A 24,200-nucleotide genomic window follows, 5' to 3' on the forward strand; every position below is an offset into this window, starting at 1 on the left:
ACGGTGGAGCCCGCACAGACGGTCGCCACCATGAGCGGCCGCCCCGTCCTCGCCCCCACCCGTCCGGTCGGGATCAGGGAGTCGCGGTCGCGGTTCAGGTCGGTCATGACGGTGGCGCACGACGGCAGCCCGGGGACGTGGCGGGAGTTCCTGCCGGAACCGGGGCGAGCCGCCCTGGAGGACCTGGCGCACGCCATGGGACTGCACGGGGAGGCGGGCCCGGTGCCGCCGGAGACGGTGGCGCGGACACTGCGTCTGGTGCGGGCGCTGCGACAGGTCTTCGGTCCCCGGGCGGAGGGGGAGGCGGCGCTGGTGGAAGGCATCGGCGCGCTGGAGCGGCTGCGCCGGGACGACCCGGCCTTCGCCACCGCCGGCCCGTTCACCCTGGCGTTCCTCCACCACGCCGCACGGGAGGAGCTGCGCCGCTCCCCCGGCGGGGAGAACCGGGCGCCCGCTCCGGAGGACCACCGCGTACTGCTGGCGAGGGCCGTGCGGTGGGCCCGGACACCGGACGTCCCCCCGGCCCTGACCCGTCACCTCCCCCTGCCCTCGGTGGCCGCGGCCGGGGAGGTGTGGGCGACCGGGAACCGGGACGGCCTGGTGGAGGAGGTTCTGCGCCGGAGCGCGCACGGGCCGGTGACGGAGGGGGAACACGCCCTGGCGTTCTGGTCCCTGGTACGGGCCCACGCCGCGATCGCCGCCGTGCCCGGCGCTCCGGAGGCACTCGTCCGCAAGGTGCTGCACCTCGATCCGGAACAGGGGATCGGGACGCGGCATCGCAGGGAGCTGTGGCTGCGGGTGGCGCAGACGATCGCCGCGGGCCATAGCGACTCCCGGCCCGCCGCCTGGGCCGCCTACGACCTGCACGCGCGTCATGACGTACTGGCCCTGAGGAACGCCGTCCGGAACGAGGCGGGCAGGCCGGTGGGCCGCAACCTGACGGACCGGCCGGTCACCCGCCTGAGCACGAGCCGCATCGGCCTCGTCGACGGGACCCGGCCCGGCGAGTCCGAGGTCCTCGCGCACGGCGACCCGCCGTGGAACCCCCGGCAGAGTCCCTACGTGCTGCTCCTGGACGATCGGACACCCCCCGACGAGATCGGCGAACTGGCGGCCATGGACCCGCTCCTGCTGGACGCCGGCGCGGACGTGCAGGAGGCCGTACTGGTCGGCCTGGCCCCCGGCGAGGAGAGCCTGCGGGCTGCCGAGGCGACCGCGAACGCCACCGGCAGGACGGTGCACCGTTCGCGTGCCGCCACGGGACTGACCGGCCCGGACCCCGACGGCGTGTCGGCGATCTGCCTGTACCGCACGCCTGAGGCGCCCGACACCCGGCTCGGCGACTGGCAGGGGGTCCGCCCGGACCGCTCGGCCCTGTGGGGGACCCCCGGCGGTCAGGAGCTCCCGGCCGGGGCGGGGGACCCCCTCCGGGCGGACCTGGACGCTTCCCCGCCACCGACCGTCGCGCCGTCCGTCCCGCCGTCCGTCCCGCCGTCCGGCGGCCGCGAGGTTCCGGCCGGAGGGAGGATCGCCCTCCCCGGCCATCCGGGGGCGGAACTGCGCGTCACGCCCTCCGGGGAGGCGACCGTCACCGCGGACGGCGCCGGATCCGGGCTGTTCCGCGTGGACCGCGAGGGCGGGCAGATCAGCGTCCACCGCCTGGGCGAGGCCGGCGGCGCTCCGGTCCACACCTGGCACTACAGTGTCGGATCCGACGGCCGGGCGCTGCTCGTCCAGGAGGAGATCGTCCTCAGCGGGGGGAGGTTCGCCGGCGCCACCGTCACGGTGCGCGGCGCGCTCGGCGTCATGGAGGAGGACGACCTGGCCGTCGCGCGCCTGGGCACGGCCACCTGGCCGGTCCGCCCCGACGACGAGCTGATCCTCCTCTCCCTGCGCGGCAACCAGCGCTACGACCGGGCGACCGGCCGCTTCCTCGGTTCTCCCCCGGCACCCGCGGCGCCCGTTCCAGGCGGCGGCTACCGGCGTACCGGACCGCACACCGCGGAACTCGACGGCGTTCCCCTGGCGCTCCAGGAGCCGCGGGACGGCGGCGGGCCCGACGGGTTCGCCGGTGCCCTGCTGACCGCCCTGCGTCACACCGCGCCGGACGCGGTGGACGTGCCGGGGCCCGCCGCCGTCCGCACCGCGGGGGACTTCCGCGCCTGGCTGGCGCGGCGCGTCACCGACGCCGACGTACCCGGCGGCGCGCTGCCGCCGCCGGACGGCGGACGCACCGTCCCGGTGGACCTGCTCGCGGACGCCGGGGTGACCCTCGACGGGGAACGGCAGCTCCAGGCCGTCCTGCTGGGAGGCGCGCTGCCCGTCTCCGACGCCGGACTGGGTGCCGCCGGGCACTTCCGGCTGGCGCTGCTGGACCCGTCCCACGGAGGCGGGGAGAGGGCCGTCGCGGACCTGGCCGTCCGCGTCCTGCCCGAGGTCGCGGCCCGTGAACTGGGCGTGCGGATCGCCGTGGTCGGTCCCGACGGCGAGACCGGCCGCCATGGCGCCGACGCCGGGGAGGACGGCCCCCCGGTCGCCGTCGTGGTCCTCGACGGCGACCGTCACCTCGCGGCCCTGCCGCAGGACCGGCCGTCCGGTCCCGGCCCCGTCGCGCCGGACGACGGCACGCTCGGTCACGACCGGGACGGGAACCCGCGGGACGAGCGGTTCCTGGAGGCGCTGCGGAGGATGGACCCGGAGCTGGCGGCGGCCGGCGACCAGCCCTTCCCCCGGGAGGGGAGCAAGGAGGAGAGGAAACGGGTCCACCGCATCATGGCGCACTTCTCCGGTGAGATGCCGATCCACGGCGCCGCGCTGCTCCTCGACCCGAGGCACCGGCTGGAGATCCACTACGACGGGGTCTACTACCTGGACGAACACCACCGCGCGGCCCGGCGGGAGGCGTTCGCGGACGCGCTCGCGCACTTCCGCCACCTCAACCCCGGCTTCGGCGGCACGGACGCGCAGGCGATCGACGCCCTCGTCGGGACGGGGCTGCGGGCCGCACGCGGGATGAAGGCGGACCTGGTGGGCATGGGGATCGCCCCCGACCGCATCCGGCTGATCCACCACCAGGATTCCGAACAGCAGCTTCCGGCGAGCCTGCGGCACGTCAGCGACACCCACCTGCTCGTGGCGAACGCCTTCACCTCCCCCGGCGACGGCCCGCAGCGGGCCCTGCGGGCGCTACGTGCCGGAGCCGTGGAAACGGTCGGTGAGGAGCGGCGGCTGGAGATCGAGCGGCAGGCCGATGAGCTCCTGGGGCTGCGGGACGGCCGACGCGTCTTCCTGCTGTGGATCCGCAGGTCGGGACTCACTCCCGGCGGGAGCTACCCCGAACTCGACATGCCCGACACCTTCTTCACCCAGATCGCGCACCGCCTGAAGGAGCGGTTCCCCGGCGCACGCGTTCTTCCCGCCGGGGACGAACCCGGGCCGTCGCTGCGGGAACGCCACCGTTCCGACGGTCTGTTCGGCGCGACCTCCGCCGACGACAGCCGCCACAACCTGATCAGGTTCTGGCGCACCCACCACCTCGACGGCCGCCGCGAGCAGTTCGCCCTGCTGGACTACCTGGCACGCGAGCACGGGGCCGTCGCGATCGGCATGGAGAGCGGCGCGCTGGAGATGCCCGCCCTCCTGGGCATGCCGACCGTCTATCTCGAGCGGCGGGCCATGCGCGACGACAAGGCCGAACGCTGGACCTACGTCTCGGGCGCCACCTGGGGGGACGAGGCACACGGCGACGGGCAGTCCTGGCACGGCGCGGTGTGGACCTGGCGGCGGCAGCAGTTCGAGGCCCCCACCGAGTGGCTCTTCCAGCACGACCGTCTGGTCCGGCTGGCGGAGCGGGCCGACACGGTGTCGACGGCGGCCGACCGCGCCGCGGTGCGGCGGGCCCTGTCGGACGCCGTCCGCGACTGGCGCCGGGTGCTCGCCGACTACCGCGCCGACCTGACCGACACGGTTCCCGGACAGCCCTCGTGGACCGAGCTGTCCGACCGTCTGGACACCGCCCTCGATGAACTCCGGGTCTCCCTGGAGTCGGACGGGGCCGCCGGGCCGGATCCCGTGCACACCGTCCGGGAGTTCCTGCGGGACGGCCTGCCCCGGACTCTCGACCCGACCGGTGCGGCGCGCTCGCTGGAGGACCTGATCACCCTCGGAACGGGGGAACTCGACCGGCTCATGGCGCAGATCGGCGGTTTCCCGGCTCCTCTGCTCACCGTGTCCCATGCCGACACCGCCGAGATCAGCCTCTGGCAGAAGACCCACATGCCCCAGGGGGGGTACCGCCCCGAGCACCCGTTGAACAGCAAGGCCGCCCAGGAGGCGCTGCTGTCCCGCGTCACGGCCCTGGAGACCTCCTGGCAGGCGCTCCGGGACCGGCCGCCGACCGACTCCGGCATGAAGGAGCAGGTCGCCGTGCTGCGCAGGGAGGCCGTCGAGATCAAGCAGAAGCTCCAGCCGTTCGCCCCGTTCTCCGGCCACCGGCCGGAGAACGGGCCCCATGTGAACCTGTTGCTGCACCCGGTGGTGTTCCCGGAGTTCGCGGGCCGCCCGGAGGGCCTTCCCGACGCCTGGTGGACCCGTGTCAGCCGGCTCGTGGAGGACATGCAGCAGTGGCGCAGGCGTGGCGTCGACGTCCGGACGGGCGGGGTGCCGACGCCGGCGGGGCCGTCGGCGCCCGGCTCCGGCGGTCCCGCCGGCAAGCGGAAGGGCGCCGTGGCGGACCCCTGGAAGGTGCACCCCGGAGGCGACCCGTCCCAGCCTCCCTACATCCTGCGGCGGGTGGTGGGTGCGGACGGCCGGCTGCTGGGCGCGGCCTCCTTCACCCCGCAGGACTGGACCACCCGCAAGGACCCCTACCGCCGCCTGGAAACCACCACCACCTACCTCTCCTGGACCCACGACCCCACCACCGGACACCCCACCGCCACCCGCAAACCCCTACCCGGCGGCGGCACCCCCGCCGGCACCTTCCACTACACCTCCCACGGCGGCCCCACCGGACTGGCCCCCGTCGACACCCACGGCCACCCCCACCCCGACGACGGCACCCACACCGCCACCCTCCTCACCCACCTCACCAACCACCGCCCCGGCCCCGGTCACGGCTACACCAGCATCACCATCACCGCCTGCGGCCCCGGCACCACCCCCCAAGCCCTCGACCAAGCCACCGCCCAAGCCCGCCGCATCGCCAACGCCACCGGCCTGACCGTCCACCTCGCCCACGGCCAAGTCGCCATCACCCCCGGCACCACCCCCCACACCACCGACATCCACCTCCTACCAGACCCCACCGGACACCCCACCACCTGGATCACCACCCACCCCGACACCGACACCGACACCGCAACCAACCCCGACACCGAAACCACCACCGCAACCGACACCGGCACCGAGACGGAAACCGGCACCCCCGAACCCGACGCCACCTACCCCAACCCCACCTACCTCAACACCTTCGGCTCCAGGGGCGGTTACGGGGCCTGGACCAGCGAGGCATTCGACCTGCCCTGGTCGGTCCCCAACCCCCGCCAAACCGGCAGCCCCGGCACCATCCGCTTCCAGAACTACTACTCCGACCCGGCCTGGCAGGCGAGGAACCTCTCCTTCGAACTCGCCGTGGCCGACGCCCTGACCTCCGACCCCGCGGTGACCGAGGCCGCAAGGACCGCCGTCACCCGCCTCCACCGCTTCCTCACCGACCGCACCGGCGACCCCGACCAGGCCGCGCAGTCCTTCCTCCTCCCTGGGGACCCGCTGTGGCAGGAGTCCGGCGGCCCCATGGCCGCCCTGACCTCCCTCACCGGTCCCAACGCTCCCCTGCGGATGATGGAGGCCTACGCCAACGCCGCCTTCGCCCACCAGGCCGCTTCCCTGACCCTGGACCGCGCCCTGCCCGGCAGTACCGGCTACACCGGCCGCCCCCTGCCGCGCTTCCCCTTCGTCCACACGGGGGGCTACGACGGCCGGGGCCTGCGCCACCTGGGCGGAACACGCGGACCCGCCGCCTGGATGCTCCGCGCCCACCACACCCTGGGCGCCACCCCCACCGAACTCCGCGCCTTCCACCGCGCCCTACTCGCCTGGGCCATCCCCACCCACCGCAACTCCCTGCACGAAGTCCTCCAGTCCTGGCACACCACCGGCCTGGCCGACGTACCCGACCCCGCCCCCGCCTACCCCGACGCCGCCCGCCTGCACCGCTGGGCCCTGGACCACCTCATCCCCGGCCCTCCCCCCGCCCGTCTCCAGGACCGCCTGACCCCGCCCCATCTCGCCCTCTACGACGACCACACCTTCGGCCTGTTCGACGAGGACAACACATCGGCCTACGACGTGAGCGAGCTGATCGACGTGGTCGGCCGGCTTGCCGCGCCCGGACCCGGACCCGAGGGCGGGTCCTTCACGACCACGGCAGCGCGGGGCCCCGAAGAGGGCAGCATCCCCATCTTCCTCGACACGGCCGACACACCGGCCCACTCGGACGAGTTGGCCGACGCGATCAGTCGGCTCACCGTGTCCGAACAGGTCTCCGGAGACGAGAGCCGTGCGGCCCGGAGGATCAGGCAGTGGCTGGAGGAGTACGGTGCGGAGGGCCTGGCCGCGCTCAGGAAACTCACCCCCGCCCACATCACCGCCCTGCACCTGTACACCCGCGTCGACTACAGGCTCATGAAGACGCTCCTGGCCGGAGAGCGCTTCGGCGAGGCGGTGAGCCGCCACCTGCTGCGCAACAGGGTCTGGGACCTCACCCTGTGGATGGTCGCCAACCCGAACCCCAGGCCGTCCCACAAGCCGGTGGTACTCGGCGCCCAGCCCGGCTTCCTCAGCCTGGTGAAGGACCTCCGCGAGCTGTGGGAGGTCTTCGGCAGGCCGCGGAACCTCAGAGAACACATCCGGGCGTCGCAGCCGCGCCGCGCGCTGGACGCCCTCTCCGACCGGCTCTACTCCGAGCTGCGGCTGCACGTCGAGATGGCCGCCGAGGCCCTCGAACTGCTTCCCCCGGCCCGCAGGACCGTCTACTGGGGCGACCGGGCCGTCCCCGGGAACCTCGGCGACGGGCCGTCGGCCGAGTCCCCGGTCTACGGCCCGCACACCCTCACGATGCCGTTCTTCCGCAGCACCAGTCAGAGCAGCGACGCCGCGTTGAAGTTCATGCTGAGTCGGAGGCCCGCTCCCCATGGCGCGCACCGTGCCCTGGTGCAGGTCGTCGACTCCACGGGCCGGGACATCTCCCCCTTCTCCAGGTACGAGGAGAGCGAGGTCCTCTACCCGCCCGGCACCGTCTTCCGCGTCCTGAACCGGTCGCTGGTCGACGAATCGGATCCCAGCCGGAGCTACGAGATGATCCTCGCGGCCGAGCAGGCGCAGCCCGGGCCGCCCCTTCCCGCTCCGGCGCCCGGCACCGAGTCGGCCGGGAGCCGCTCCTACGGCCCCTTCCACTCCGACCCGCGCTGGTGGCAGCTGAGCAAGGCGTACGAACAGGCGCTGGGACAGGCGCTCGTCTCCGACCCCGCGGTGCTGGAGCACGCGCGCTCGGCCGTCCGCACCCTGCACGGCTACCTCTCCTCCCACCTCGGCGACCGCGCCGCCACCCTGGCCTTCCACCCCGACCTGCCGCAGGACGCGGACCTCTCCCAGGAGACCGACCGGCTGCTGAGCGACTCCTCCTCGGCGTCCGTACGGGAGCTGACCGGCCGCATCATCGACGCGGCCCTGTCCCCCGGGCGGGGTACCGCCCACGCCCACTCGCTCCGCGCGCTGTGGAGCACCCGTCACGAGCTGAACACCGGTTATCTGCGTACCGCACTCCCCGTGGTCATCCCCCACCACCACCGGGATCCCTGGTACCTGGACCGGCACGACCGGCTCGGTTACCCCGCCGGAGGGGGGATGGCGGACAGGGTGGAGTGGCTGCTGAACGCCTTCCGCGGCCTGCCGTCGGTCGGCGCGCCCCAGCTCCTGGGACTGCGCGACGCGCTGCTGGCCTTCCATCTGTGGACCGGTGACCACTCCCTGGTCGAGGTGGTGGAGGCGGCCCAGCGAGCCGGAGTACGGGGGCCGGACGAACCCGTCCCCGCCCGTACCGACGCCGCGGGGATGTACGCGTGGGCCGACGCCGCCCTCACACCGCACGAACACCTCGGCACCGGCCCCGCCCTGCTCGGCGACTCGGACGCCGCCGTCCTGCGGGCGGCCCTCCAGCCGCCTCACCAGCGGATCCACCAGCAGCGCAGCGCCTGGCTCGGCCCCTGGCTCACCGACGGCACGGCGCAGATCGCCGCCATCGCCCGGATCACCGGTGTCCGGGGCGGCGAACCGGCCGCCGACGACCTGCGGAACCTGCCCTGGCCCGCGCCCGCATCGCTCCGGCCCCGCAGGGAGGCCCTGCGCACGTGGCTGCTCCGCCACCGGGTCCCGGCGCTGCCGGGCAACATCTCCGCCGCGCACCTCCCCTCCCTCTACCTCGCCACCGGCCCCGACGGCTTCCTCCTCGGCGAGCGGTTCACCGAAGGCCCCGGTGCGCGGAGCCGGCTGCTCAGGGCGGCGACCCCCGTGGTCCGGCAGCCCTTCGTCCAGGGACGGCCCGAAGCGCTCCCGGTGCTGTTCCGGCGGGATCACCGGTTCCGCGAGCTCGTACGCGAGGCACAGCAGATCCCGCCGAACGCCCCCGACCGGCCGGCCTGGCTGGCCGAACTCGGGCGGCAGGCCGCGGACCGGCTGGCGGAGACCGTCGACGGACTGGTCGGCGAACTGGCGGTCCACCGGCGGATGGCCCTGGAGGCCCTCCTGCGGCTGCCGCCGGTGGACGGCAGCGTGTGGTACCACGGCTACCTCGATGCTTCCGGCGGCGAGTCGCAGGCCCACGCCACGCCGGGCCGGACGTTCACCAAGCCGCGTCTCCACCACGCCACGACCTCGCCGAGGATCGTGCTGGACTCCCACGCCAACACCCCGCCGGAAGCGGGGAGGGTGCCGGTGGTGTGGGAGGTCCTCCGGTCGACCGCGCGCGATGTCGCCCCCTTCGCGGTCCTGCCCGAGTGGCGGCAGGCGCTGTATCCGGAACCGGTCACCTTCCGCGTGCTGGAGCGCCAGGAGCGCTACGACACCGCGACCGGCCTGCGCTACACGCACGTGACCCTCGAGGAGGCGACCGCAGAACCCACCGCGGCACGACGGGACCGGGAACTCCGCTCCCTCCCCTCCCCGCACGCGGACGGGTTCAGGGACTTCTACCGGACCCCGCAGTGGGTCGCGGCGAGCGATGAGTACGAGCGCGCCGTCGGCCGGGCCCTGGCAGCCGACTCCGACGTCGTCGAGGCGGCACGCGGCGCCGTCGCAGCCCTCTACCAGGACTTCGTCCTCTGGTACGGCAGCGAGGAGGCCGCGCAACGGGAGTTCTTCGACCACGACGACTCCCGGTCCTCCGACCACGCCGCCATGCGGGCCCTGCTGGACCCGGCCGCCGGAACCGGAGTGGCGCAACTGATGTCCGCGTTCAGCACGGCCGCCGGCAAGGGGGATCTGCTACGCGATCTTCCGCCGCTGGACACGGAAGGCCACTGGAACCGCGACATCCACCTCGAGCGCGGTTTCCCCCTCCCCCACGGCAGCGCGCCCCTGGTGCAGGAGCTGCTGGCCGCATACTGGGAGCTGCCGGACGTGGGCTGGGAGGACCTGCCCGGCTTCCGCGACGCGCTGATGGCCTGGCTGCTGCCCGCAGGCCACCACTCCCTCTACGAGATCCTGCACGCCTCACACGCCGTGGGGCTGGGGGACAGCGCCGAACGCGCCGCACTCGCCGGCGACGCCACGCACCTCTACCAGTGGACCGAACGGGTGCTTCTCCGTCGCGGCGGCCGGCAGGCCGGGCCGCAGGGAGCGCCGCAACCACCGCAGCGGCGGCTGTACGCCGCGGAGGCCAAGGAGGTCTTCGAGGGGATCACCGGATACGGCCCGGCGCTCTCCGCCGTCCACGGCTCCCTGCGGGAGGCCGAGCAGAGGCTGCGGGAGGCCGGCGCCCTGTCCGGCCGTACCTCGGCAGCCGCGTCCGCCGCCGACGCAAGCGGGCTCCCCCCACGGGAGCGGGCACTGCTCGGCTGGTGGGGTCGCACCGGCAGCTCCCCGCTCACGGACCTGGACGAGGGGCACGTCATCGCGCTGGCCCTGCTGGGCGGGCCGGACGCCGCCCTGCTGCAGCCCGGCCCCGTGACCGCGCTGACATGGCGCGCCCACACCGTGATCGCCGACGAACTCCTCAGCGGCCGGTTCGACCTCCCCCTTCTGCCCATGCTCGACACGGACTTCCAGGCCCTGGTCGACCGGGCCAGGTCCGCCGCCGCGACCGCCGCGACCGCCGCGGACCGGACGGAGGCGCTGCGCGACTTCCTGCCCGCCGTGCTGGAGCACTTCTCCGAGATGGCGCCCCAACTCCACACCTACCGGGATCTGCACATCGCCATGGCCGCCGAGGGGCTCACCCGGATTCCGCCGGTGCGGGCCCGGGTGTGGTGGGCCGGCTGGCTGCCGGACGGCCCGGACGCACCGCGCACGATCACGGTGCCGGAGTTCCACACGGCCCGGCTCGATCAGCGGGCCGCCCTGGAGGACCTGCGGTCCAAGCAGCTCCCGGGCCCCGGATGGCGCGCGGCACTGTTCACCGCGGAGGACTCCCGGGTACGGGACGTCTCCGTCTTCTCCCGTCACCCCGAGCGCGGGACGGCGGTCTACGCGGCGCAGACCGATCTCGAGGTCACCGAACGCATCAGCCTTTCCGACGGCACGTTCCCGTACGAACTCGTCCGGCTCGCGGAACCAGGCCCGTACCCGCAGGACGTCACCTCCCTCTCCGAGGACGACGGTCAGGAGTACGGCGAGGGCGCGGACCCGTCCCCGTCGTCTCTGGTGGTGCGGCGGGTGGTGGGTGCGGACGGCCGGCTGCTGGGCGCGGCCTCCTTCACCCCGCAGGACTGGACCACCCGCAAGGACCCCTACCGCCGCCTGGAAACCACCACCACCTACCTCTCCTGGACCCACGACCCCACCACCGGACACCCCACCGCCACCCGCAAACCCCTACCCGGCGGCGGCACCCCCGCCGGCACCTTCCACTACGCCTCCCACGGCGGCCCCACCGGCCTGGCCCCCGTCGACACCCACGGCCACACCCACCCCGACGACGGCACTCACACCGCCACCCTCCTCACCCACCTCACCAACCACCGCCACGGCTACACCAGCATCACCATCACCGCCTGCGGCCCCGGCACCACCCCCCAAGCCCTCACCCAAGCCACCGCCCAAGCCCGCCGCATCGCCAACGCCACCGGCCTGACCGTCCACCTCGCCCACGGCCAAGTCGCCATCACCCCCGGCACCACCCCCCACACCACCGACATCCACCTCCTACCAGACCCCACCGGACACCCCACCACCTGGATCACCACCCACCCCGACACCACAATCCCCACAACCGCAACCGACACCGACACCGCAACCACCGAAACCACCACCGCAACCGACACCGACACCGGCACCGGCACCCCCGAACCCGACGCCACCTACCCCCACCCCACCTACCTCAACTACAACAGCGGACCCGGCACACAGGCCGACGAGACGACCACCGCCCCCTGGTCGATCCCCACCTGGCGCCCGACCGCCGCACCCGGCGCCGTCCGATTCCGGGACCACTACTCCGATCCGGCCTGGCAGGCGAGGAACCTCTCCTTCGAACTCGCCGTGGCCGACGCCCTGACCTCCGACCCCGCGGTGACCGAGGCCGCACGGACCGCCATCGACCGCCTCCACCACTTCCTCACCGACCGCATCGGCGACCCCGACCAGGCCACGCGGGCGTTCTTCCGCCCCCACGACCCCCAGGGTCAGCAGCCCCGCGCCGCCATGACCGCCCTCACCTCCCCCACCGGCCGTAACGCCCTGCGGCGGATGATGGAGGCCTACGCCAACGCCGCCTTCGCCAACCAGGACCCCACCGCTCCCACCCTGGAACGCCTCCTGCCCGGCACCACCGGCCGCCCCCTGCCGTACTCCACGCCCGCCTCCTCGCCTACGGGTGTGTACGACAGCCGGGGTCTGCGCCACCTGGGCGGAACACGCGGACCCGCCGCCTGGATGCTGCGCGCCCACCACGCCCTGGGCGCCACCCCCGCCGAACTCCGGGCCTTCCACCGCGCCGTACTGGCCTGGGCCGTCCCCAAGCAACACAACTCCCTGCACGAAGTCCTCCAGGCCTGGCACACCACCGGCCTGGCCGACGTACCCGACCCCGCCCCCGCCTATCCCGATGCCGCCCGCATGCACCGCTGGGCCCTGGACCACCTCATCCCCGGCCCTCCCCCCGCCCGTCTCCAGGACCGTCTGACCCCGCCCCACATCGCCCTCTACGACGACCACACCCGCAGCCTGCTCGACGAGGACAGCTCATCGGCCTACCTGGAACAGCTGGTCGACGTGGTCGACCGGCTTGCCGCGTCCAGGCCGACCTCCGAGGACGACGACGCCTTCATCACGAGCTCGGGGCTCGGGCAGTGGCTGGAGGAGTACGGCGCGGAGGGCCTGGCCGCGCTCAGGAAACTCACCCCCGCCCACATCACCGCCCTGCACCTGTACACCCGCGTCGACTACGGCCTCATGAAGACGCTCCTGGCCGGGGAACGCTTCGGCGAAGCGGTGAGCCGCCACCTGGTACGCAACAAGGTCTGGGCACTGGCCAAGGACGGAGCCGTCGGCGGGGACCAGGAACAGGAACCCGAGCTGCCGCTGACCCTCCTCGTCCAGCCCGGCTTCACCGAACTGCTGGAGGGGCTGCGCGCCCTGCCCGAGGACGCCCGCACCCTGCGGAACCACAGGCACGACCCCGCGCTGTCGCGGCTGCGCCGCACCCTGGACGCCGTCTCCGACCGGATCTACCCCCAGCTGCGGTTGCACATCGAGATGGCCGCCGAGGCCCTCGAACTGCTCCCCCCGGCCCGCAGGACCGTCTACTGGGGCGACCGGGGCGTCCCCGGGAACCTCGGCGGTCCGCCGGCCGAGTCCCCGGTCTACGGCCCGCGCACCCTCACGATGCCGTTCTTCCGCAGCACCACCTCGGATGTCGGTACCGCTCTGCGCTTCACGCTGAGTCGGAAGCCCGTTCCCCATGACGCACACCGTGCCCTGGTGCAGGTCGTCGACTCCACGGGCCGGGACATCTCCCCCTTCTCCGGCTACGAGGAGAGCGAGATCCTCTACCCGCCCGGCGCCGTCTTCCACGTCCTGAACCGGTCCGTCGTGGCCGAGCAGGACTCCGGGCAGAGCTACGAGATGATCCTCGTGGCCGAGCGGGAACAGCCCGGGCCGCACCTCCCCGCTCCGGCGCCCGGTACCGAGACGGCCGGAAACCGTCCTCACGGTCCCTCCTCCTCCGGCTCACGCCGATGGGCGTACGAGCAGGCACCGGGAGCGGAGACGGTGCCCGCCGCCGCCCCGGAGCGGAGCGCCGTCCATCCCGACGGCGCACACCCCGGCCGGACCGGCGAATCCGGCCCGGCACCGGACTGGGTACGGGCCCGCATCCGCTACCTGCGGGAAAGCGAGCGCTTCGAGCAGCGGCTCGGTTGGTACCTCGGCGACCGTCAGGACCTCAACGACCAGCTCGCGGTGATGGTCCGCGCGGTCTGGGACCGGGCCGTGGCAGTCGGCAGATGGCGGGAGCTGGGTTCGGGCGACCCCACCATCGACGGCACGGTGGGAACCGACCGCGACCGCCTCCGGGCCGTGGTGGACGCCGGCAACCTGCGCGAGCGCATGGGCATGCTGTGGGTCGGCGCCCGGCTGATCTCCGATCTGCTGGGCAGCCCCGACCCCGACCCGCAGCCCATCGCCGCCGAGCGCGCCGACCGGCTCCCGTCCAGCGTGATGACCGCCTACGAGCAGGCACGCGAACACGCCCGCGCCCTGCCCCCCGAACAGCGGAACCGTCTGCTCGCCGAAGCCGAGCGGATCCTGCGGTCCCCGGTACGCCCGCAGGAGGTGCGCCCGCCGCTGAGCGAGGCGGAACTCGCCCTGATGCCGGACGGGCGGATTCCCTGGATCCCGGGCATGAACCGGTGGAACCTCGCCATGCGGAGTGCTCTGCAGTCCGCCGCCGAGACCACCGGCGGCCTGGTCCGCGCCGGTACCTCCGGCTCGGCCCACCGTCTGATGGCGCAGGCCGTGAAGATGCGCGACATCTGGGGGCTGAGGGTCGACCTGGGGCTGGTGCGCCTGGCGCTGCTGGCCGAGATGCTGCCGGTGGGACACCACTCGCTGCACGAGGTCATGCTGGGCTCCCAGCTCGTTCTGGACTCCCTGCGGGAGCGCGGCACCCCCGAGCCGTCCGACCTGGACTACCTCGACAACTGGGGCCGGTACTGGCGCATCGCCCCGCTGGCCGAGGACGAACTGCGCGCCCATGTGGCCACCGACGGGAGGTTCCCCGACGAGCACGCCCTGGAAGTCCTCGGCCTGCTTCCCAAGGCCTCGGAGGACACCGCGGCACCGTCCTCCGACGACACCGCCCCGCTCACCGTGCCGAGCGCACCGCGCCACCTCGCTCCCGAGGACCTCGCCCGGTACGACGGCCCGCTGGACCGGGCACAGGCCGACGCGATCCTCACCCGTCTGGCGGAACTGCTGGACGGGGGCCGGTCCAGCGCCGCCCGGATCCTGGCCCACCGTCTCGCGGCCCGCGCCGACCGGCTCGCCGGGACGACGGCCCACGCCGACGCGGTGGACCTGCGCGAGCGGGCGACCCGGGCGATCACGGCCTTCCGGACGATGCACATCGCGCCGGGCGGACACCGGCTGCCGGGACTGCGCGACGTTCCCAGGATCCTGCACTTCTACTGGAGCGGACGGCCGATCTCCGCGGACGCCGTGGAGAACATCGGCGCCTGGGCCCGGCGGGCCCGCGGCTCCGGCTGGCAGGTCCGGCTCTGGACGGACACCGGCCGTGCTTCCGGCACGTCCGGCACCGGCCCGGTCACCGTGTGGGACCCGGCGCTCCGCGCCCACCTGGAGGACCTGGGGGTGCGCTTCGTGGAGACGACGGAGCTGCTGCCGCCCAGGAGCACGGGCGTACTCGACTTCCTGAGGGGAGCTCCCCGGCTCTCCCCGGGCATGGAGAAACTGCGCGACATCTACCACAGCGCACGTACCGAGCCGAACGCGGCTCCCACCGCCTCAGACGTGGCGCGCTACGCGGTGCTGCACCGGTACGGCGGCGTGTACGCGGATGTCGACATCGCCCCGGGAACGGTGTCGCTCACCGGTGCCGGAGCCGTGGCGGGCCCGACGGACCTTCCCGTCCTCGCGCCGATGATCCGGGACACCGGCGACTTCCGCTGGGGCCGGGAGGAGGCCGCTCGAGCCCTGGGCAGGTCCGCCGACCGGATCACCGTCCAGGATCTGGTCGCCCACCGCTGGTCCCGGGCCGAGTACGGCAACAGCTTCATCGCGGTGCCGCCCGGTTCGCGGTTCATCGACCACTGTGTCGACGCCATTCCCGAGGCGCTGCGGACCGTGCCCGGCAGGGAACTGGTCGGCAACGGATTCCTCACCGGCCCCGGCTCGGTCGCGAAGGCCCTGACCGCGCAGATCCGCGACTACGGTCTCGGTCCCACCACCGCGGCCGAGGAGGCGGCGGGCATCGACCCGGAACAGCGTGCGCACTGGCTCGGTCTGGGATGGCTCACCGCCGAGAGCGACGGTCAGGAGTACGGCGAGGGCGCGGACCCGTCCCCGTCGTCTCTGGTGGTGCGGCGGGTGGTGGGTGCGGACGGCCGGCTGCTGGGCGCGGCCTCCTTCACCCCGCAGGACTGGACCACCCGCAAGGACCCCTACCGCCGCCTGGAAACCACCACCACCTACCTCTCCTGGACCCACGACCCCACCACCGGACACCCCACCGCCACCCGCAAACCCCTACCCGGCGGCGGCACCCCCGCCGGCACCTTCCACTACACCTCCCACGGCGGCCCCACCGGCCTGGCCCCCGTCGACACCCACGGCCACACCCACCCCGACGACGGCACCCACACCGCCACCCTCCTCACCCACCTCACCAACCACCGCCACGGCCACCGCCACGGCTACACCAGCATCACCATCACCGCCTGCGGCCCCGGCACCACCCCCCAAGCCCTCGACCAAGCCACCGCCCAAGCCCGCCGCATCGCCAACGCCACCGGCCTGACCGTCCACCTCGCCCACGGCCAAGTCGCCATCACCCCCGGCACCACCCCCCACACCACCGACATCCACCTCCTACCAGACCCCACCGGACACCCCACCACCTGGATCACCACCCACCCCGACACCGACACCGCAACCCACCCCACAACAACCGACAACACCGGCACCCCCGAACCCAACGCCACCTACCCCAACCCCACCTACCTCAACAACGACGACCCCGCGGCACCCGGCGCTCCCTGGTCGGTCCCCAACCCCCGCAGAACCGGCAGTCCCGACACCGTCCGCTTCCAGGGCTACTACCGCAACCAGGAATGGCAACAGCGCAACCTCCGCTTCGAACACGCCCTGGCCCAACTGCTGGCCAACCATCCCGCGGTGACCCAGATCGCGCGGATCGCCGTCACCCGCCTCCACCGCTTCCTCACCGACCACACCGGCGACCCCGACCAGGCCGCGCGGGCGTTCTTCCGCCCCGGTGCCCCCCTGGGGCAGCAGTCCCGCGCAGCCATGACCGCCCTCACCTCCCTCACCGGTCCCAACGCTCCCCTGCGGATGATGGAGGCCTACGCCAACGCCGCCTTCGCCAACCAGGACCCCACCGCTCCCACCCTGGAACGTCTCCTGCCCGGCACCACCGGCCACACCGGCCACACCGCTCCCGGCTCGGAGGTCTACGACAGCCAGGGTCTGCGCCACTTGGGCGGAACACGCGGACCCGCCGCCTGGATGCTCCGCGCCCACCACGCCCTGGGCGCCACCCCCACCGAACTCCGCGCCTTCCACCGCGCCGTACTGGCCTGGGCCATCCCCACCCACCGCAACTCCCTGCACGAAGTCCTCCAGGCCTGGCACACCACCGGCTTGACCACCACCCCCCAAAACCCGCCCACCTACCCCGACGCCGCCCGCATGCACCGCTGGACCCTGGACCACCTCATCCCCCCGGGCCCCGTACCCGCCCACCTCAAACCCCACCTGGTACCGCCCCACACCGTCCTCTACCGCGCCGCGCACACCACAGCCCTGCGCGGAACCCCCGACGAACCCAACTACCTGGCCGAGGTGATCAGCACCGTCGGCCGGCTCCTCGCCTCCGGACAGGTCCCCCAGGACGGAAGCAACGCGGCCCAGAAAATCAGCCAGTGGCTGGCGGAATACGGCGAGCAGGGCCTGGCCGCCCTCAGGAAACTCACCCCCGCCCACATCACCGCCCTCTATCTGTACTCCCAGCCCGATTACGGCCTCATGAAGACGCTCCTGGCAGCAGAACGCTTCGGCGAAGCGGTGAGCCGCCACCTGGTACGCAACAAGATCTGGGTGCTGACCATGGTGGAAGTCGCCAGCGACGATGACCCCGAGTCGCCGCGGTCCCTGACCCTGTACGCCCAGCCCGGCTTCACCGCACTGCTGGAGAGGCTGCGCACCCTGCCGGAGAACCTCCAGGACCTGGCCGCTCTCAGAAACAACCCCGCGTTGTCGCCGCTGCGCCGCGCGCTGGATGCGCTCGCCGACCGGCTCTACCCCCAGCTGCGGCTGCACATCGAGATGGCCGCCGAGGCCCTCGAACTGCTCCCCCCGGCCCGCAGGACCGTCTACTGGGGCGACCGGGGCATCCCCGGGAACCTCGGCGACGAGCCGCCGACCGACTCCCCGCTCTACGGCCCGCACACCATCACGATGCCGTTCTTCCGCAGCACCAGCCAGAGCATCGAGGCCGCGATGCAGTTCACGCAGAGGCCGAACGTCCCCCAGGGCGCGCACCGTGCCCTGGTGCAGGTCGTCGACTCCACGGGCCGGGACATCTCCCCCTTCTCCGACTACGAGGAGAGCGAGATCCTCTACCCGCCCGGCGCCACCTTCCGCATCCTGCGCCGATCCGTCATGGCCAGGATGAACGTCGAGCGGAGCTACGAGATGATCCTCGTGGCCGAACAGGAACAGCCCCGACCTTCCCTTCCCGGTACCACCCCCACCGCCATCAGCCAGGTCACGGCTCACCCCGTCCACCAGCCGGCGCTCCAGGCCGAAACGGGGACGGTACCGATCGCCGTTCCGGAGGAGAACGCCGTCTATCCCGACAGCGCCTACTTCAACCAGACCGGCGAAGCGTCCGATACCCCCTGGTCGATCTCCGGCTGGCGCAGAACCGGCGCGCCCGGAGCCGTACGCTTCCAGGGCTACTACTCCGACCCGGCCTGGCGGGAGAAGAACCTCTCCTTCGAACTCGCCGTGGCCGAGACCCTGGCCTCCGACCCCGCAACGGCCGAGGCCGCACGGACCGCCGTCGACCGCCTCCACCGCTTCCTCACCGACCGCACCGGCGATCTCACCGCCTTCCCGGCGCCCTCCACCAGCCAGGACGCCCTGCACCACCTGATGGAGACCTATGCGGATGCCGCCTTCGCCAACCGGGCCGCGTTCCAGGCGCTGAACCCGGCCCTGCCCAACCGCTCTTCGGCGTCCCATCCCGGCCCCGGCTCGGAGGTCTACGACAACCAGGGCCTGCGCCACCTGGGTGGAACCAACGGACCCGCCGCCTGGATGCTGCGCACCCACCACACCCTGGGCGCCACCCCCACCGAACTCCAGGCCTTCCACCGCGCCCTACTCGCCTGGGCCATCCCCACCCACCGCAACTCCCTCCACGAACTCCTCCAGGCTTGGCGCACCACCGGCCTGACCGACGTACCCGACCCCGCCCCCACCTACCCCGACGCCGCCCGCATGCACCGCTGGACCCTGGACCACCTCATCCCCGGCCCTCCCCCCGCCCGTCTCCAGGACCGTCTGACCCCGCCCCATCTCGCCCTCTACGGGGAGAGGATGCGGTACGGCCGGGAGACGGCAGGTCTGCTGGCCGTCCCCGACGACCTGGTCACCATGGTCGACCAACTCATCGCCCTCGGACGGGACTTCAAAGGTGAGACCCTCAACGCCGCGGCGGCCGTGGACTGGCTTGCGGAGTACGGCGAACAGGGCCTGGTCGCGCTCAGGAAGCTCACCCCCGCCCACATCACCGCCCTGCACCTGTACACCCGCAGCGATTACGGCCCCATGAAGACGCTGCTGGCCGGGGAACGCTTCGGCGAGGCGGTGAGCCGCCGCCTGGTACGCGACAGGATCTGGCGACTGGCCAGGAAGGGCGCCGCCGACGAGGGAGCCGTACCCTTCCTGCCGCTGACCCTGCGTGCCCAGCTCGGCTTCACCGCACTGCTGGAAGGGTTGCGCGCCCTGCCCGAGGACTCCCGCACCCTGCAGGACCTCAGGCACCGCCCCGAACTGGCACAGCTGCGCAGCACCCTGGACACGCTCTCCAACCGCTATCACGCCGAACTGCGGCTGCACATCGAGATGGCCGCCGAGGCCCTCGAACTGCTCCCCCCGGCCCGCAGGACCGTCTACTGGGGCGACCGGGCCGTCCCCGGGCAGCTCGGCGGACCGCCGGCCGACTCCCCGGTATACGGTCCGCACACCCTCACGATGCCGTTCTTCCGCAGCACCGCCTCCAGCATCGACGACGCCCTCTACTTCACCAGGAAACCGGATCCCGCGCCCGGCGCCTCACACCCCGCCCTGGTGGAGGTCGCCGATTCCACGGGCCGGGACATCTCCCTGTTCTCCCACTACCCCCCGGAAAGGGAGATCCTGTACCCGCCCGGCGCGGTCTTCAAGATCCTCAACCGGACCGTCACGCCGGATCCGGGGTCTCGCGGCGGCAGTTACGAGCTCATCGTGGCCGAGGAGGAACGGTCCCCGTCGTCTCTGGTGGTGCGGCGGGTGGTGGGTGCGGACGGCCGGCTGCTGGGCGCGGCCTCCTTCACCCCGCAGGACTGGACCACCCGCAAGGACCCCTACCGCCGCCTGGAAACCACCACCACCTACCTCTCCTGGACCCACGACCCCACCACCGGACACCCCACCGCCACCCGCAAACCCCTACCCGGCGGCGGCACCCCCGCCGGCACCTTCCACTACACCTCCCACGGCGGCCCCACCGGACTGGCCCCCGTCGACACCCACGGCCACCCCCACCCCGACGACGGCACCCACACCGCCACCCTCCTCACCCACCTCACCAACCACCGCCCCGGCCCCGGTCACGGCTACACCAGCATCACCATCACCGCCTGCGGCCCCGGCACCACCCCCCAAGCCCTCGACCAAGCCACCGCCCAAGCCCGCCGCATCGCCAACGCCACCGGCCTGACCGTCCACCTCGCCCACGGCCAAGTCGCCATCACCCCCGGCACCACCCCCCACACCACCGACATCCACCTCCTACCAGACCCCACCGGACACCCCACCACCTGGATCACCACCCACCCCGACACCGACACCGCAACCCACCCCACAACAACCGACAACACCGGCACCCCCGAACCCAACGCCACCTACCCCAACCCCACCTACCTCAACTACAACAGCGGACCCAGCACACAGGCCGACGAGACGACCCCCGCCCCCTGGTCGATCCCCACCTGGCGCCCGACCGCCGCACCCGGCGCCGTCCGATTCCGGGGCTATTACCGCAACCAGGAATGGCAACAGCGCAACCTCCGCTTCGAACACGCCCTGGCCCAACTGCTGGCCGGCCACCCCGCCGCGACCGCGGTCGCACGCATCGCCGTCATCCGCCTCCACCGCTTCCTCACCGACCACATCGGCGACCCCCGTCAGGCGACCTCGGCCTTCCTACTTCCGCACGACCCCCTGTGGCAGCAGTCCCGCGACCCCATGACCGTCCTGACCTCCCTCACCGGCCACGGCGCCCTGCACCGCCTGATGGAGGCCTATGCCAACGCCGCCTTCGCCAACCAGGACCCCACCGCTCCCACCCTGGAACGTCTCCTGCCCGGCACCACCGGCCACACCGGCACCACCGGCCACACCGCTCCCGGCTCGGAGGTCTACGACAACCAGGGCCTGCGCCACCTGGGCGGAACCAACGGACCCGCCGCCTGGATGCTGCGCGCCCACCACACCCTGGGCGCCACCCCCGCCGAACTCCGCGCCTTCCACCGCGCCCTACTGGCCTGGGCCGTCCCCAAGCAACACAATTCCCTCCACGAAGTCCTCCAGGCCTGGCACACCACCGGCCTGGCCGACGTACCCGACCCCGCCCCCACCTATCCCGACGCCGCCCGCCTGCACCGCTGGACCCTGGACCACCTCATCCCCTCCGGCCCCGTACCCGCCCACCTCAAACCCCACCTCACCCTCCCCCACACCGTCCTCTACCGCGCCACGCACACCACAGCCCTGCGCGGAACCCCCGACGCGCCGACCTACCTGAGCGAAGTGATCAACACCGTCGGCCGGCTCCTCGCCTCCGGACAGGTCCCCCAGGACGGAAGCAACACGGCCCAGAAGATCAGCCAGTGGCTGGCGGAATACGGCCAGGAGGGCCTGGCCGCCCTCAGGAAACTCACCCCCGCCCACATCACCGCCCTGCACCTGTACACCTGCTCCGACTACAAGCTCATGAAGACGCTGCTGGTCTCGGAACGCTTCGGCGAGGCGGTGAGCCGCCACCTGGTACGCAACAAGATCTGGCGGTTGGCCAAGAGGGAGGTGCTCGGCGTGGAAAGCGGCGATCCGCCCCTGCTCCTGCGTGCCCGGCCAGGCTTCACCGCACTGCTGGAGGGGCTGCGCGCCCTGCCGGAGGACCTCCAGGATCTGGACGCGCTCAGCCGCAGACCCGAACTGTCGCCGCTGCGCCGCACCTTGGACACCCTCTCCGACCGGCTCTACCCCGAGCTGCGGTTGCACATCGAGATGGCCGCCGAGGCCCTCGAACTACTCCCCCCGGCCCGCAGGACCGTCTACTGGGGCGACCGGGGCATCCCCGGAGAGCTCGACGACGAGCCGTCGGCCGACTCCCCGGTATACGGTCCGCACACCATCACGATGCCGTTCTTCCGCAGCACCACCTCGGATCTCAACACCGCATTGGACTTCCTGCAGGCATCGGCTGTTCCTCTGGAGGGAACGCATCGTGCCCTGGTGCAGGTCGTCGACTCCACGGGCCGGGACATCTCCCCCTTCTCCGTCCATCCGGACGAGCAGGAGATCCTCTATCCGCCCGGCGCGGTCTTCAGCGTCGTCAGCCGAAGCATCCAGGACGAGCTGGACGATGACGGTGACATACAGGACAGCTACGAGCTCATCGAGGTGGAGGAGGAACAGCCACCGCGCTCGTGACCGCCACCTCCCCGGCCGGTCCGCCCGGCCCGGTCGGCCGGAGCGGTCGGGCGGGGCGGACCGGGCGGGGCGACAGGTGTGGACGGGCCGACGCATCCGGATGCGCGGGGCCGAACCGGAATCGCGTTCCGGCCGTAGGCAGCTGTGAGGGGTACTCGGAAGGCCGGGAGCAGAGGCCTCCGGTACGGCCCCCGTGTCGTGATGAGGAGCCCATGGAAGAGAACACCGCCGGCGAAGACCGGAACGACCGGGAGCGGGACGACGCCGCCGCAGGGGACGCGCCGCCCGTCCCGCCGGAGATCCTGGAGGCCGCCCGGCTCGCCCCCGACCACTGGCTGGGCATGGTCGATCCGGCCTGGTCCGGTGAGGGGGAGCCGCCGGACTGGGCGGTGATGGGCCAGTGGCGGGCCGGTTACGAGGGCGAGATCGAGGAGTGGCGTCCCAACGAGGCGTACCGACCGTCCCCGCGTGCGCTCGGCTGGCCCGCGCCCACCGACGAGGTGGACGACGCGGTGCAGTTGGCGGCCACCGGCTACGGTTCCGGAGAGGCCGTCCACCGTGCCCTGGCGACGGCCGAGGTGGCCGTCCTGACGGGTTCCGACGGCGGTCCGCTGCGCGCCACGACGCCCGACGGCGCCTGGGTGGTCCCCGTCTTCACCTCTCCGGCCCAGCTGCACGTCGCGGGCCGCCTCGGATACCGGCTGATGCCGACGCGCGAGGCCGTGGACCTGCTGCCGCCCGAGCACCTGCTCTACCTCAACGCCTCCGGGGCGGTGAGCATGACCGTGGAGACGGAGCCGCTGCGCGAGGCGATCGAGGCAGCGGAGGAGGCAGCGGCGAGGAAGGCGGAGGGGGAAGAGGAGGAGAGGGCGGCAACTGTCGTCGGCGGTCCGGCGGCCGGAGAGTCAGGGCAGCCTTCCGGGCGTCCGCCGACCATGGGCGGCGATCCGGCCCCGGGCACGGCCGCCGCGACCGCGATGCCCCCGGACGGCGGCGCGTGAACCCGTAGGACGAGGTGGTCCTCCGCCCGGCGGCCGCGGATGCTTCTCCGCTCCCCGGGGGCTTTGACGCCGAGCACGCCGACGGCCCTCCCGCCCCCGGGGGAACGGGGAAGCGGGAGGGCCGCGGCGTGCACTGCGGGCGGGGCCCCACACCCCGCCCGCAGCGGTCCGGGGATCGGGCGCGGATACGGAGGTTCAGCGCACGAGGCGGGTGTACCAGGTCCGGCTGTCGAAGAAGAAGTGGTCCACGGCGAGGTTGTGCCCGCCGCTGTAGTGGGCGTACACGACGACCTGCTCGTTGACCCGGCCGTTGGACAGCGGCCCGCTCCGGCAGGTGTCGGGCGCGATGCTCCCGGTGCTCCAGCCGCCGCGCTGCGGGAACTCCGCGTGGATGGACTGCGCGCGGTAGTTGCAGATGATCAGCCCGCCCTCGGCGGAGGCCCCGGCCGACGCCGGGGTGGCGAAGGCCGCCAGGAAGCCCGCCACCACGGCCGTCAGGGCGGCCACTCGGCTGCGCATGTGCATGTGTGCTCCTCGGATCAGGACGTCAGGGGGTGATCGGGGACCGCTCCGCGTCCGACGAGGAATCCGGCCCGGCGCTCTCTACGGCATCAGCGGTGATCGGGTTCACTCCCTGTGCGACGGAGTCTCCTCCGGCCGGAATCCGTACCCGGATCCGTGTCCGGCGGCGAGCGACGACCGGTGCGGTCCCGCGCCGCCACGGCCCCGGCCCGTTCGGCGTCGGGG

3 protein-coding genes (1 of these 3 cut by a window edge) are annotated in these 24,200 nt (G+C 73.0%); 2 read left to right on the plus strand and 1 reads right to left on the minus strand.

The window, feature by feature from the left end; genetic code table 11:
• Both QC029_RS06640 and QC029_RS06645 read left to right on the plus strand, forming a co-directional pair.
• Nucleotides 1–22,452, plus strand: partial view of a lonely Cys domain-containing protein gene (locus QC029_RS06640; protein ID WP_279554499.1) — the end only. Its footprint begins 26,541 nt before the window's first position; 22,452 of the gene's 48,993 nt are visible here — the last part of the coding sequence; the start codon falls outside the window, past its left edge; its stop codon occupies nt 22,450–22,452.
• A 212-nt stretch (nt 22,453–22,664) separates the two neighbouring features.
• On the plus strand, nt 22,665–23,453 hold the full coding sequence (locus QC029_RS06645; RefSeq protein WP_279554500.1) for a type VII secretion system-associated protein: 789 nt from the start codon (nt 22,665–22,667) through the stop codon (nt 23,451–23,453).
• A gap of 195 nt (nt 23,454–23,648) precedes the next feature.
• On the opposite strand, the gene QC029_RS06650 is transcribed toward QC029_RS06645, so the two are convergent.
• Nucleotides 23,649–23,972, minus strand: coding sequence for a hypothetical protein (locus tag QC029_RS06650; protein ID WP_279554501.1), 324 nt, complete (start codon nt 23,970–23,972; stop codon nt 23,649–23,651).
• Nucleotides 23,973–24,200: the final 228 nt, after the last annotated feature.

It is taken from the genome of Streptomyces sp. DH37 (assembly GCF_029813835.1).
Lineage (GTDB): Bacteria > Actinomycetota > Actinomycetes > Streptomycetales > Streptomycetaceae > Streptomyces.